Consider the following 13,446-nt stretch of genomic DNA (forward strand, 5'->3'; position numbering starts at 1 on the left):
AGAAGTCCTTTGCTTCTCAGCCAAGGGTGTGCAGAGGGAATGGTAAGTCCCTTTGCAATCCTTATGATTTAAATAAAATGCGGATGACAGGACTTGAACCTGCACGTCGTAGACACCAGAACCTAAATCTGGCGCGTCTGCCAATTCCGCCACATCCGCATAGAAACAATATATAGATAAACGGAATTGTCAGACGATCGATAAATCGATTAGCGTCTGTCCGATCTTGAACTGACGTTCAAGAACAAAGAATTCCGCCACATCCGCATATTGTTTGATATATTCGTGTGTAACATAAAAGATAAATAAAAACACTATCGAAATGATAGTGTTCTTAAAAATCAATGAGACATCGGGGATTCGAACCCCGGACAACTTGATTAAAAGTCAAGTGCTCTACCAACTGAGCTAATATCCCATATAAAAGACTGGGCTAGCTGGATTCGAACCAGCGAATGCAGCAGTCAAAGTGCTGTGCCTTACCGCTTGGCGATAGCCCAAAGGCGAGGGTGGATACAGGGATTCGAACCCTGGGCCTCCAGAGCCACAATCTGGCGCGCTAACCAACTGCGCTATACCCACCACAGCGTGCCTGAAGGGATTCGAACCCCCGACCCACGGCTTAGAAGGCCGTTGCTCTATCCAGCTGAGCTACAGACACATTCCTCTGTTTGCAACAGAGAAGCGGGTGATGGGAATCGAACCCACGTATCCAGCTTGGAAGGCTGGTGTTCTACCATTGAACTACACCCGCATGTCGCTGAAACGGTATTGTTTACAGCATCGGGGTGACAGGATTCGAACCTGCGGCCTCCTGGTCCCAAACCAGGCGCTCTAGCCAAGCTGAGCCACACCCCGTTAACGGTATTTAATTGTTTGCGTTTGGCTTTGTCGCTCAACGCAAGACATATTATATTATAGTGATATGCAAATGTCAACAACTTTTTTCAACTTTTTTTCGAAAAAAGTTTTAAGACCTAAAAAACATTGATTTTACAGGGGTTTCAGGTGGAAAAAAGTTTTATATTTTATTGCGAAAAGAGTAAAAATTATAGAAAAGAGATAGATTTTCTTGGAAAAAACAGAGAAGGATGTTACAATAAAAAACGGAGAAAAAATGAAAAATAACAGTGTGTTTAAATGATCTTAATAAGATAATGACAGATGAACTGTCGGAATAAAGGAGAACTGTGATGAACGTACAGGAGTTTCAGAATAAACTAAAAGAAGTGCAGGAAATTGCCAGACAACATGGGAATGCGTTAAATGCAGCCGAAATCCGTCAGGTATTTGAAGAGTGTGACCTGGACAAAAGCCAGTTGCTGGGTGTATTAAAATATCTTACTTCTCAGGGAATTCTCATTGAAGGTCTGGAAACGGCAGGAGAAGAAGCAAAGGAGCCTGAACATAAAAAAATTCCTCTTACAGCAGAAGAAGAAGCTTATCTTAAAAATTATCTGGAGGAACTGCCGGTTGTTGATGAGGTGGATGCTGACAGTGTATTTGAAGCTCTGGCAGCCGGTGATCAGAGGGCACTTCAGACACTTACTTCTTATTATATGAAAACGGCGGCAGATATGGCTGTTGAGATGAATATAGAAGAAATGCAGCTGGCCGATCTGATTCAGGAGGCGAATCTGTGCCTGATCCAGGCGCTTGGAACTGCCGGTGATGAATGCAGAGATGAGAAGTGGCTTCTGAGTGAAATGCGCAAAGGAATCCAGCTTGTTCTGGAAGAACAGACACAGAGAAAATTCGAGGATGACAGTCTGGTAGCGCGTGTGGAGAAACTGGAAAGTGCTGTTCGAGAATTAAATGACGGAGAGGATGAGAAGAATGCATTTACGATCGATGAACTGGCAATCATCCTTGATATGAAGGTGGATGAGATCCGCGATATTCTTCGTCTGACCGGCGATGATAATTAAGACATACAGTGGCGCCTAAACAAAGTTAGATAAGAAAAACAATTGTTGAATTCAGGGTAATCCTGTGGTATTATGTACCTAAATGGGAGGTATTTTTTATGCAAATCAGAGAATCGGCAGAGGATTACCTGGAGGCAATCCTTGTTTTATCCAAAAAAGGCGGCGGAGTTCGTTCTGTTGATATTGCGACTATGCTCGGGGTATCCAAGCCAAGTGTCAGCCATGCAATGAAGCTTCTCAGAGAAGACGGTTATATTGCGATGGACCGTTATGGAACGGTGACACTGATGGACAAAGGTGCTGAGATTGCAAACAGAATCTATGAGCGCCATACCGTCCTGACAAAGATGCTGGAAGGCCTTGGAGTATGTGATGAGATTGCCCGGGCAGATGCCTGCAAGATGGAACATGATGTCAGTGATGAGAGTTTTGAGAAGATAAAAGAACATCTGAAAGCAAAAGGCGAGATTTAATTACTGTTCACAGGTAATATCTCGAGACATACGAGATTTAAACAGATTGCAGAGTGAATCAGAGCTTTTGTATTCGTTTAAATAAAATATGAGATAAAAAGGTCGTCACGATCAGAGTTGAATCAGATCAATTCTGACAGTGATGACCTTTTTTGGTATAATTATGCAACGCGGCAAAACCAATTTTATCAGAAAGCAGTTCCTTTTTGTGGCAACTGAGCCAGGATGATCGCACCAAACATCAGCACGCAGCCGAAAATTTCGCGACTACTGAGATTTTGGCCGAGAATCAACCAGCCAGCGATAACAGAGATACAGGATTCCAAGCTGAGAATCAGGGAGACTACAGTTGGGTTCATATTTTTCTGACCGACGATCTGCAGGGTGTAGGCAACGCCACAGGACATAACTCCGGCATAGAGAACCGGAATTTTTGCGGCGAAAATTCCGGCAAGATCCGGACTTTCAAAGATCAGCGCCGGGATTCCGGAGAGGATTCCACAGACCAGAAACTGGATACAGGACATTTTTACACCATCTACCAGTGGTGAGAAATGGTCGATTGTAAGGATATGTAAGGAAAACAGGAAAGCACAGATCAGTACCAGAAGTTCGCCCTTGCCGATGGCAAATCCCTCTCCTGGAGTCAGACAAAGAAGATAAAGTCCACACAGGGAAAGAATGACAGCAATCCAGATAAACGGGCTGCATTTCTTTTTCAGAAAGATACCGATGATCGGAACAATGACAATGTAACAGGCGGTGATAAAGCCGGCTTTACCAACGCTGGTGTATTTGATGCCAAACTGCTGGAAGTTGCTTGCAAAGCAGAGCAGGATACCACAGCAGATACCGCCGGTGATTAATGTTTTGCGGTCGGAAGATGCTTGAATACGTTTTTTTTCTCCTGGTGCTTTTGTTTTGCCAAGTCCCCAGATGACCGGCAGGAGTGTCAGTGCACCAATAAGATTGCGGACGGCATTGAAAGTAAAGCCGCCGATGTAGTCCATGCTGACACTCTGGGCAACAAAGGCAACACCCCAGATAGTTGCAGTCAGAAGCAGTAAAAGAGAATTCCTGACCGGAATAGATTCTTTTTTCATAATGTTTCTCCTCGTGTGATAAGATAGCGGGTTTCAAATGTATATGCCCATTCATGCGAGCATGAAGCTCATATCCGCTTTAAACCCTTGTATCTTTGTATTATACTGCATAGGTATGCATTGATAAAGAGTGAAAATAAAAAAATAAGGACTCCGCATATGCAGAGTCCCTATGAATAATTTTCAAGTCGAACATCCGTGAGACCTGGCGCGTGATTCAGGTCAGCATAAGCTGACATCTTCTTTACAGAATCACTGCGCATCCTTGTTAAGATCAGATGAAAATATATTTCAGTACAAATAATATGGCAAGAACGTACATCAGCACACTGATCTTCTTTTCTTTTGCTTTTCCGGTAATTACATTGATTACCACATAAGAGATAACACCCATGGAAATACCTTCTGAAATACTGTACATAAATGGCATTGCAATGATAGCAATAAAGCAAGGGATTGCTTCTGTCATATCATTGAAATCAATCTTTGTTACTGATGTCAGCATCAGATAACCAACAACGATCAGGGCGGGTGCTGTGGCAAAAGAAGGAATTGCCAGGAAAATTGGTGAAAGCAGGAGAGAAAGTCCAAACAGTACAGCTGCTACCAGAGAGGTGAGGCCTGTACGTCCGCCTTCTGCAACACCAGAAGCACTTTCCACAAAAGTTGTAACGGTAGAAGTACCGCAAACAGCACCTACAGTTGTTCCGACCGCGTCAGAGAGAAGTGCACCTTTGATTTTTGGAAGTTTGCCGTCTTTGTCGAGCATATCTGCCTTGGAAGCTACGCCGATCAGAGTTCCAAGCGTATCAAACATATCAACAAACAGGAATGCAAACATGATGACTACGAAATCCAGTGAGAATACAATGGAAAAATCCATTTTCATAAAGGTTGGAGCCATACTTGGTACAGAAATTCCGTTTGAAAAATCTGGAAGCAGGCTGTAATAACCAATGTCTGCATTTGGTACATACAGATGTGTCAGCTGGCAGATGATTCCGAGAACCCAGGTGATCAGGATGCCCCAGAGAATACTTCCCTTGACATCTTTTGCCAGAAGAACAGCGGTCACCAGAATACCAATCAGAGCCAGCAATACGGTGATTCCCTGAGAGGAGAAGGTCCCTTCTGCTACAGAAGATTTGAAGGAAAAGATGCTTACCAGTGTGGAATCATTTCCAACAACGATCTTGGCATTTTGCAGTCCGATGAATGCGATAAAGAGACCGATACCTACGGATACTGCGTGTTTCAGGTTCATCGGAATGGAGTTGAAGATCGCTTCACGTACATTGGTAAGAGAAAGCAGGATAAAAATGATACCTTCTGCAAAGACTGCTGCAAGTGCCTGCTGCCAGGTGTATCCCATACCGAGAACTACTGTGTAGGTAAAGTATGCGTTCAGTCCCATACCAGGAGCAAGAACGAACGGATAGTTGGACAGAAGCGCCATCAGACAGGTGGCAATGAATGCGGATAGTGCGGTGGCGGTGAAGACAGAGCCGCGGTCCATGCCGGAAGCAGACAGGATGTTTGGATTGACGGCCAGGATATAAGCCATTGTCATAAAGGTAGTGATTCCTGCCATAACCTCAGTTTTGACATCTGTGTGATTTTCTTTCAGGTGGAAAATTTTGTCGAGATTCATATAAGTACCCCCTTCGTGTTGTGCAGATGTATGCACTAAAAGATTTTGTTTCCGGAAATATATTTTCCGGTGATGCAACTGTCATCTGAGAGATAGATCAGTCGTTCCAGACGTTCTCTGGCCGTCAGAGGCTGAGGATGCCGGAGTTTGCTGTCATCCAGAATCAGTGCATCAAACTCATAGCCTTCCGCGAAAGTTCCGACTTTTCCGAAAAAGGATCCTCCACCCATAGTAGCCATATAAAAGGCTTCTTCCAGTGAAAGAGGTTTTTGGGAATCATCCACAAGCCGCCAGCGAAGTTTGGATACTTGAATGGCATCTGCGATCGCTCGTAGCATGGAAAGAGAGTGGCCGCCGGCAATGTCGGTACCGAGTCCGATGTGAAGTCCCTCTTCAAGATAACGCCTGACCGGAGCGATACCAGAAGAGAGATTGGTATTGGACTGTGGGCAGTGGGCGATGAATACACCTCGGTCCTTCATCAGGGAGAGCTCTGCATCAGAACTGTATACACAGTGCGCCATGATCGTCGGGCAGGTTTTGCCGCCAAAGAGACCAAACTGATCATAGGCTTCCCCATAGAAAGAAGTATTGGGGCATAATTCTTTTACCCAGGCTATTTCACTCTTGTTTTCGGAAAGGTGAGACTGTACCGGGAGACAGTAAGCTCGCTGGATTTCTGCCAGTCTGGACATAAGTTCGTCACTGCAGGAAGGGGTAAAACGAGGGGTGAGAATCGGTTTGACGTTCTCATATTTTCCTGCAATATCATTTAGCCAGCGGACAGTATCCGTTGCAGAAACAACAGCACTTTCCTCCTGGAGAGCCTTGGAGCCGTTCCGGTCCATATTTATTTTGCCGATGAAAGCTTTTAGTCCGGTTTTCTCCATAAGGTCCATCAGAAGTTCTGTTGCATCTACATGTAAGGTGCCGAAGATGGAAGCTCGTGTGGTCGCACTTTTTTTCAGATCATCGGCAAAGATGGAATAGGCTTTTTCTGCATAGTTCAGATCAGAATATCTGGCTTCTTCCGGAAACGTGACCGTGTTGAGCCATTCCAGCAGCTCCAGATCCATGTACATACCGTGAAATGCATACTGTGGTGCATGGAGATGAAGATCATTCATTCCGGGGATGATCAGACAGTTGCTGAAATCCTGACAGGGAATGCCGTGAAACTGTTCGGGAAGCTCTGTGAAGACACCGGCTGTCCGTCCATTCTGACAGACAATATAAGCGTCTTCGAGACAGGTCAGATGACTGGAATCTGTACTGAAGCATACAGCGCCTCTGAGTGCAAATGTGGTTGGTTTTTTTGTCATATGAGTTACCTCCTTTTGGCTGTTGGAACTTGTCCGCAGGCAAAAAAAATACCGAATATTAATGCGTAATAAGTCCCTCAAAAAGAACTTATAGGCAACTATTACGGTAGTTGGTAGAGACGTCCAACCAATTATGGACCTATATAAGTTTCGTGATGTTGTTTATAAAATTATTATAAAATAGCAAATGTTTTCTGTCAAATATAAAATAAAAGGTTTGCCTGATAATATTAAGGAAAAAATTTGCATAAAAAATCCGATAGCCTGAAATTCCAGACTATCGGAAAGAGAAGTTGAAATTATTTATTGTTTTTGTTTTTTTCTACTTCCAGTAATTTCATAGCACGAACTTTGAGCGGAAGACCAAAGAGGGTGATGAATCCGTCTGCATCATGGTGATCATACATATCACCTGTTGTAAAGGATGCAAGAGATTCGTTGTACAGGCTGTATGGAGAAGTTGTACCGGCTTTGATGATGTTTCCTTTGTAAAGTTTGAATTTAACTTCACCGGTTACATATTTCTGTGTGGATTCTACGAATGCCTGGATTGCTTCGCGAAGTGGTGTGAACCATTTTCCTTCGTATACAACCTGAGCAAACTGGCTGCCGAGTTTCTTCTTGGCTTCCATTGTGTCACGGTCAAGGATCAGTTCTTCCAATTGTTCGTGAGCTGCCATCAGAATTGTTCCGCCAGGAGTTTCGTATACACCACGGGATTTCATACCAACAACACGGTTTTCTACGATATCAATGATACCGATTCCGTTTTCGCCGCCAAGACGGTTCAGTTCAGTGATGATCTCGGAAACCTTCATTGCTTTTCCGTTGAGAGTTTTCGGAACACCTTCTTCGAAAGTCATAGTTACTTCTGTTTCTTTATCTGGCGCTTTTTCAGGAGTTACACTTAAAACAAGCATGTCATCATAGTTTGGAGCCTGGGAAGGATCTTCCAGTTCCAGACCTTCATGGCTGATGTGCCATAAGTTACGGTCACGGCTATAACTGTGGCTTGCATCAAACGGAAGATTGATTCCATGAGCCTGACAGAATGCGATCTCATCTTCACGGGACTGCATGGTCCATACGTCTGTCATTCTCCAAGGAGCGATGATCTTGATATCCGGCGCAAGTGCTTTGATACCAAGTTCGAAACGAATCTGGTCATTACCTTTACCGGTTGCACCATGGCAGATAGCAACTGCATTTTCTTTACGTGCAATTTCAACAAGTTTCTTGGCAATTGCCGGACGTGCCATAGAGGTACCAAGCAGATATTTATGTTCGTATACAGCACCTGCCTGTACACAAGGCATTACATAATTGTCACAGAAATCATCAACAATATCTTCAATATATAATTTGGAAGCTCCGGAAAGTTTGGCTCTTTCATCCAGTCCATCCAATTCGTTACCCTGTCCGCAGTTTACGCAGCAGCAGATAACTTCATAATCAAAGGTTTCTTTCAGCCACGGAATCAGTGCTGTGGTATCAAGACCGCCTGAATAAGCAAGTACAACTTTTTCTTTCATAATGTAATCCTCCTGAAAATGATTTTCTGCCACTTGGCAGATACATGAATATTTGATATTATAAAAGGTAAAGATTCATACGCTGATTTGATAAAGTGTTGAATCTTCATGCTATGTCGGGTTTCGACAAAAGATAATATACAACAATTTTTATAAATATGCAATACCAATATGCAAAAAAGTTAAAGATTTTTTTGTATAAAAATGCACATTTAAATAGGAAGAAACCAATAAAAATACATAAATTCAAGAAAAAAGAATGTAAAATCCATAAAAATTACGTATTGCATATTATGCATAAAGGATGTATAATTGTTACATCTTATGAGAGAACATTCCGATTTCAGGAGGAGAGAAAAATGATCAAAGCAGGAATTATCGGAGCGACTGGTTATGCAGGAAATGAACTTGCAAGACTGCTCCTTGGACATAAAGAAGTAGAAGTGGCATGGTATGGTTCAAGAAGCTATATTGATCAGAAATATGCAGATGTTTATCAGAACTTTTTCAAACTGGTAGATGCAAAATGTATGGATGACAATATGGCTGCACTTGCGGATGAGGTAGATGTGATTTTTACTGCAACACCACAGGGGCTTTGTGCATCTCTTGTAAATGAAGAGATCCTTTCCAAAGCCAAGGTGATTGATCTGAGTGCGGATTTCCGTATTAAAGATGTAAAGAAATATGAAAAATGGTATGGCATCGAGCACAAAGCTCCACAGTTTATTGATGAGGCTGTTTACGGATTGTGTGAGATTAATCGTGAGGATATTAAGAAAGCAAGACTGATCGCTAATCCGGGATGCTATCCGACATGTTCGACATTATCAATCTATCCACTTCTCAAAGAAGGACTGATCGATCCGAATACGATCATCATTGATGCAAAATCCGGTACATCAGGAGCAGGAAGGGGGGCAAAGGTTCCGAACCTTTACTGTGAAGTAAATGAGAACATCAAGGCGTATGGTGTAGCGACTCACCGTCATACACCGGAGATCGAGGATCAGCTGGGATATGCATGCGGTCAGGAGGTCCTGATCAATTTTACGCCACATCTGATTCCGATGAACAGAGGAATTCTGGTGACCGCATATGCTTCTCTGAAGAAAGAAGTTTCCTATGAAGAAGTAAGAGCCGCTTATGATAAATATTATGCAGATGAAACATTCATCCGTGTTCTGGACAAGGATGTATGCCCGCAGACAAAATGTGTAGAGGGCAGCAACTACGTAGATGTCAACTTCAAGATTGACCTGAGAACCGGACGTGTCATTATGATGGGTGCGATCGACAATCTTGTAAAAGGTGCAGCAGGACAGGCTGTACAGAATATGAACCTGATGTTCGGTTTCGATGAAGCGGAAGGTCTTCATCAGATTCCGATGCTTCCGTAAAGAAACAAGAACACAGGGATATTCCATATGACGAGGAGGAATATATTATGAAGATCATTACAGGTGGAGTTACAGCAGCAAAAGGTTTTCAGGCAGCATCCACAGCTGCGGGAATCAAATATCAGGGAAGAACTGATATGGCAATGGTATATAGTGAGAAACCGTGTGTGGCAGCAGGTACTTTTACGACAAATATTGTGAAGGCAGCACCGGTAAAATGGGATCAGGAGATTGTTTATCAGCATCCGAGTGCCCAGGTGATCATCTGTAACAGTGGTATTGCCAATGCATGTACCGGTGAAGAGGGATTTAGTTACTGCCGGGCTACTGCAAAAGCAGCAGCGGAAACTTTGAATGTGGATGAAAACAGTGTACTGGTAGCATCTACAGGTGTTATCGGTATGCAGCTTCCAATCCAGAAACTGGCGGATGGTGTCAAAGCAATGGCACCGAAGCTTCAGGGAACTCTGGAAGCCGGAAACGAAGCGGCAAAAGCAATCATGACTACAGATACAAAGGAAAAAGAAGTCGCAGTACAGATTGAAGTTGGTGGAAAGACAGTTACCATTGGCGGCATGTGCAAAGGTTCTGGAATGATCCATCCAAATATGTGTACCATGCTTGGGTTTGTCACTACAGATGCGTGCATTTCCAAACAACTTCTGCAGGAAGCATTAAGCCAGGATGTTAAGGATACGTATAACATGGTATCCGTTGATGGTGATACTTCTACAAATGATACTGTTCTTTTACTTGCAAATGGAATGGCAGAGAATCCGGAGATCAATGAGAAGAATGAAGATTATCAGAAATTCTGCGAGGCTTTGAACTATATCAATACCACACTTGCAAAGAAAATTGCCGGTGACGGTGAGGGAGCAACTGCACTGTTTGAGGTCAGGATCATTGGAGCAGAGAGTAAGGAACAGGCAGTAACTTTAAGTAAATCCATCGTTACTTCTTCTCTTACAAAGGCTGCAATCTATGGACATGATGCAAACTGGGGAAGAATTCTCTGTGCAATGGGATATTCAGGCGCACAGTTTGATCCGGAAAAAGTAGACCTGTATTTTGAAAGTAAAGCAGGTAAGATTCAGATCATTGAAAATGGTGTGGCAGTTGATTACAGTGAAGAAGAAGCAACCAAGATCCTTTCTGAAGATGCAGTGACGGCAATCGCTGATGTAAAGATGGGGGACTGTACAGCAACTGCATGGGGCTGTGACCTTACTTATGATTATATTAAGATCAATGCGGATTACAGGTCATAACAGGTTTTAGAATATATAATGAGGAGAAATAAAAATGGTAAATCAGAAATATCTGGACAAGGCCGAGACTCTTATTGAGGCTCTTCCTTATATACAGCGTTTTAATCGTAAGATCGTAGTAGTAAAATATGGTGGAAGTGCCATGCTGGATGAAGAACTGAAGGCAAATGTCATTAAAGATGTTGTTCTTCTGAAACTGATCGGATTCAAACCGATCATCGTTCATGGCGGTGGTAAGGAAATTAGCCGCTGGGTGAACAAAGTCGGCATGGAACCGCGTTTTATCAATGGCCTTCGCGTAACAGACAAGGATACCATGGAAATTGCAGAAATGGTTCTTGCAAAGGTAAATAAAGAACTGGTTACTCTGGTGGAATCTCTTGGTGTGCAGGCAGTCGGTATCAGCGGAAAAGACGGTGGACTGCTTCGGTGCCACAAGAAACTTTCCAATGGAGAGGATATTGGATATGTTGGTGATATCGAAAAAGTAAATCCGAAGGTTCTGCAGGATCTTCTGGAAAGAGATTTCCTTCCGATCGTATTTCCGATTGGTTATGACACAAACTTTGATTCTTATAATATCAATGCAGATGATGCAGCATGTGCAATCGCAGAAGCAGTACATGCAGAAAAACTAGTATTCCTCTCTGATATTGAAGGGGTATACAAAGACAAAGATGATCCGAATACACTGATTTCTGAGCTGCATGTACATGAAGCAGAAAAACTGATCAGCGAAGGTTATGTAGGAGGCGGAATGATTCCGAAACTGCAGAACTGTATCGATGCGATCGAAGAAGGGGTAAACAGAGTACATATTCTGGATGGACGTATTCCACACAGCCTTCTTCTGGAAATCTTTACAAATAAAGGTATCGGTACTGCTATTTTGAGAGAGGACGGGGAGAAATACTACGATGAGCATGAATGAACAGATGAATCATGCAGAAGAAAGCATTCTGCATACATATAACCGTTTTCCGGTCATGTTTGACCATGGAGAGGGATGCTACCTCTATGACACAGAAGGCAAAAAATATCTTGATTTTGCTGCCGGAATTGCAGTAAATGCACTGGGATATCATTATCCGGGATATGATGACGCACTCAAGAGTCAGATCGACAAGCTGACACATATTTCAAATCTCTATTACAATGAACCAATGAGTGAAGCGGGAGAGAAACTGATCAAAGCCAGTGGACTCAGTAAAGCATTCTTTACAAACAGTGGTACAGAGGCAATTGAGGGCGCTCTCAAGGCTGCACGTAAATATTCTTATACCAAATATGGCAAAGAAGCAGGAAGATTTGAGATTATCGCGATGAATCATTCCTTCCATGGCAGAAGCATGGGAGCTCTTTCTGTAACAGGAACAGAACATTACAGAGAGCCGTTTGAACCACTGATCGGCGGTGTGAAGTTTGCAGACTTTAATGATCTGGAGAGTGTGAAGGCACAGATCACAGATAAAACCTGTGCAGTCATTACAGAAGTCGTACAGGGTGAAGGAGGAATTTATCCGGCGCAAAAGGAATTCCTGGAGGGGCTTCGCGCACTTTGCGACGAAAAGGACATTATTCTGATCTTTGATGAGATTCAGTGCGGCATGGGACGAACCGGATATTATTTTGCATGGCAGTCTTATGGTGTGCAGCCAGATGTGATGACATGCGCCAAAGCACTTGGATGCGGTGTTCCGGTTGGGGCATTCGTTCTTGGAGAAAAAGCAGCAGCAGAGTCTCTGGTGCCAGGAGACCATGGTACAACTTATGGTGGAAATCCTTTCGTATGTGCAGCAGTCAGCAAGGTATTTGATATCTTTGAACAGGATAACATTCTTGCACATGTGCAGGAACTTACACCATATCTTGAGGAAAAACTGGATGCACTTGTGGATAAATATCCGATTGTCGCAGCACGTCGTGGAAAAGGTTTCATGCAGGGACTGGTGATCGAAGGTACGACAGTTGGAAGTGTTGTGACAAAAGCACTTGCGAATGGACTTCTTGTGATCTCTGCGGGAAGTGATGTGCTTCGTCTCGTTCCTCCGCTTGTTATCACAAAAGAACATATCAATGAAATGATCGAGAAATTAGAAAAGAGCCTGGCTTAATGCCGGGCTCTTGCCTGTTCTGAAAAATTCTTAAATTCTGTACAGTTCTGTACCATTCACTTCATAATGATTATTTCATACTGTCGAGATCAATATGTTTCTTGATCGCTGCAAAACTTTCGCTGCTGATCACATGTTCGATCTTGCATGCATCGCTTGCTGCAACAACCGGATTAACACCAAGCTTTTCAAGCCACTCGGAAAGGAAAAGATGACGTTCGTAGATTTTCTCTGCGGTAGCACGACCGGATTCTGTCAGATAAAGATATCCTTCCGGAGATACAGTGATCTGATCTGTCTCGCGGAGCTTTTTCATTGCGACACTGACGCTGGATTTCTTGAAACCAAGCTCAGCGGCAACATCTACAGAACGCACGACCGGATGTGACTTGCTTAAGATAAGAATTGTTTCAAGATAATTTTCGGCGGATTCGTTTGTATGCATCTATTACACCCCAATTTCTGTTCATGATCTAATGGAAAATGATTTCTCATTTAAATTACTTTAAAATTTAAGGTTTTCACTCAATTTTATAGTATTTCTATAATATCATATTTTATCGCCGGGGACAACAAAAATGCATAAATATACTTATAAATAATTGTATAAAAGTTACTGTGAACAGTAACGTATAAAACCGATAAAATTCAG

General features: G+C 42.9%; 11 protein-coding genes, 7 tRNA genes and 1 riboswitch. Of the genes, 6 read left to right on the top strand and 12 right to left on the bottom strand.

Going from position 1 to position 13,446, the window contains the following annotated elements:
• Nucleotides 1–78 precede the first annotated feature (78 nt).
• The 7 genes from LI112_RS04015 to LI112_RS04045 form a co-directional block, all read right to left on the bottom strand.
• A tRNA-Leu gene (locus LI112_RS04015) sits at nt 79–159 on the bottom strand.
• 186 nt (nt 160–345) lie between these two features.
• Nucleotides 346–418 (bottom strand) — tRNA-Lys (locus LI112_RS04020).
• Nucleotides 419–428: 10 nt separating this feature from the next.
• Nucleotides 429–500: transfer RNA gene (locus LI112_RS04025), tRNA-Gln, on the bottom strand.
• Nucleotides 501–508: 8 nt separating this feature from the next.
• Nucleotides 509–582, bottom strand: a tRNA-His gene (locus tag LI112_RS04030).
• 5 nt (nt 583–587) lie between these two features.
• Nucleotides 588–661, bottom strand: a tRNA-Arg gene (locus LI112_RS04035).
• 22 nt (nt 662–683) lie between these two features.
• Nucleotides 684–754 (bottom strand) — tRNA-Gly (locus LI112_RS04040).
• A 29-nt stretch (nt 755–783) separates the two neighbouring features.
• Nucleotides 784–858: transfer RNA gene (locus LI112_RS04045), tRNA-Pro, on the bottom strand.
• A gap of 335 nt (nt 859–1,193) precedes the next feature.
• On the opposite strand from LI112_RS04045, the gene LI112_RS04050 reads away from it, so the two are divergent.
• On the top strand, nt 1,194–1,928 hold the full coding sequence (locus LI112_RS04050; RefSeq protein WP_117592065.1) for a hypothetical protein: 735 nt from the start codon (nt 1,194–1,196) through the stop codon (nt 1,926–1,928).
• A 98-nt stretch (nt 1,929–2,026) separates the two neighbouring features.
• Nucleotides 2,027–2,401, top strand: coding sequence for a metal-dependent transcriptional regulator (locus tag LI112_RS04055; protein WP_005424317.1), 375 nt, complete (start codon nt 2,027–2,029; stop codon nt 2,399–2,401).
• A gap of 188 nt (nt 2,402–2,589) precedes the next feature.
• Here LI112_RS04055 and LI112_RS04060 read toward each other — a convergent pair whose 3' ends face one another.
• The 4 genes from LI112_RS04060 to LI112_RS04075 all read right to left on the bottom strand — a co-directional run bounded on the left by LI112_RS04060 (nt 2,590) and on the right by LI112_RS04075 (nt 8,009).
• Complete coding sequence (locus LI112_RS04060; RefSeq protein ID WP_227190315.1) at nt 2,590–3,489, bottom strand: DMT family transporter; 900 nt, start codon at nt 3,487–3,489, stop codon at nt 2,590–2,592.
• 289 nt (nt 3,490–3,778) lie between these two features.
• The gene (locus LI112_RS04065; protein ID WP_173908475.1) at nt 3,779–5,155 is read right to left on the bottom strand and encodes an NCS2 family permease; all 1,377 of its coding nucleotides are present in this window, start codon (nt 5,153–5,155) and stop codon (nt 3,779–3,781) included.
• A 35-nt stretch (nt 5,156–5,190) separates the two neighbouring features.
• Nucleotides 5,191–6,477 (bottom strand): amidohydrolase family protein, encoded by a 1,287-nt coding sequence (locus tag LI112_RS04070; RefSeq protein ID WP_227190278.1) that lies wholly within the window; start codon nt 6,475–6,477, stop codon nt 5,191–5,193.
• A gap of 71 nt (nt 6,478–6,548) precedes the next feature.
• Nucleotides 6,549–6,644, bottom strand: a riboswitch (purine riboswitch).
• Nucleotides 6,645–6,776: 132 nt separating this feature from the next.
• Nucleotides 6,777–8,009, bottom strand: a complete 1,233-nt coding sequence (locus tag LI112_RS04075; RefSeq protein WP_005424322.1) for an argininosuccinate synthase — start codon at nt 8,007–8,009, stop codon at nt 6,777–6,779.
• Between the two features lie 359 nt (nt 8,010–8,368).
• On the opposite strand from LI112_RS04075, the gene argC reads away from it, so the two are divergent.
• From argC to LI112_RS04095, 4 genes are read left to right on the top strand one after another with little or no spacing between them, the layout of a single operon-like run.
• Nucleotides 8,369–9,409, top strand: a complete 1,041-nt coding sequence (gene argC, locus LI112_RS04080) for an N-acetyl-gamma-glutamyl-phosphate reductase (RefSeq protein ID WP_173898569.1) — start codon at nt 8,369–8,371, stop codon at nt 9,407–9,409.
• A 47-nt stretch (nt 9,410–9,456) separates the two neighbouring features.
• The gene (gene argJ / locus LI112_RS04085; protein ID WP_005424324.1) at nt 9,457–10,680 is read left to right on the top strand and encodes a bifunctional glutamate N-acetyltransferase/amino-acid acetyltransferase ArgJ; all 1,224 of its coding nucleotides are present in this window, start codon (nt 9,457–9,459) and stop codon (nt 10,678–10,680) included.
• Between the two features lie 34 nt (nt 10,681–10,714).
• The gene (gene argB, locus LI112_RS04090) at nt 10,715–11,611 is read left to right on the top strand and encodes an acetylglutamate kinase (RefSeq protein ID WP_195968047.1); all 897 of its coding nucleotides are present in this window, start codon (nt 10,715–10,717) and stop codon (nt 11,609–11,611) included.
• Nucleotides 11,604–12,794, top strand: coding sequence for an aspartate aminotransferase family protein (locus tag LI112_RS04095; RefSeq protein ID WP_369123564.1), 1,191 nt, complete (start codon nt 11,604–11,606; stop codon nt 12,792–12,794). Before argB ends, LI112_RS04095 begins: the two co-directional genes overlap by 8 nt.
• Nucleotides 12,795–12,864: 70 nt before the next feature.
• Here LI112_RS04095 and LI112_RS04100 read toward each other — a convergent pair whose 3' ends face one another.
• Nucleotides 12,865–13,239 (bottom strand): metal-dependent transcriptional regulator, encoded by a 375-nt coding sequence (locus LI112_RS04100; RefSeq protein WP_117592058.1) that lies wholly within the window; start codon nt 13,237–13,239, stop codon nt 12,865–12,867.
• Nucleotides 13,240–13,446 lie beyond the last annotated feature (207 nt).

It is taken from the genome of Blautia sp. 210820-DFI.6.14, assembly GCF_020558815.1.
In the GTDB taxonomy this organism is placed as follows: Bacteria; Bacillota; Clostridia; order Lachnospirales; family Lachnospiraceae; genus Blautia_A; species Blautia_A obeum.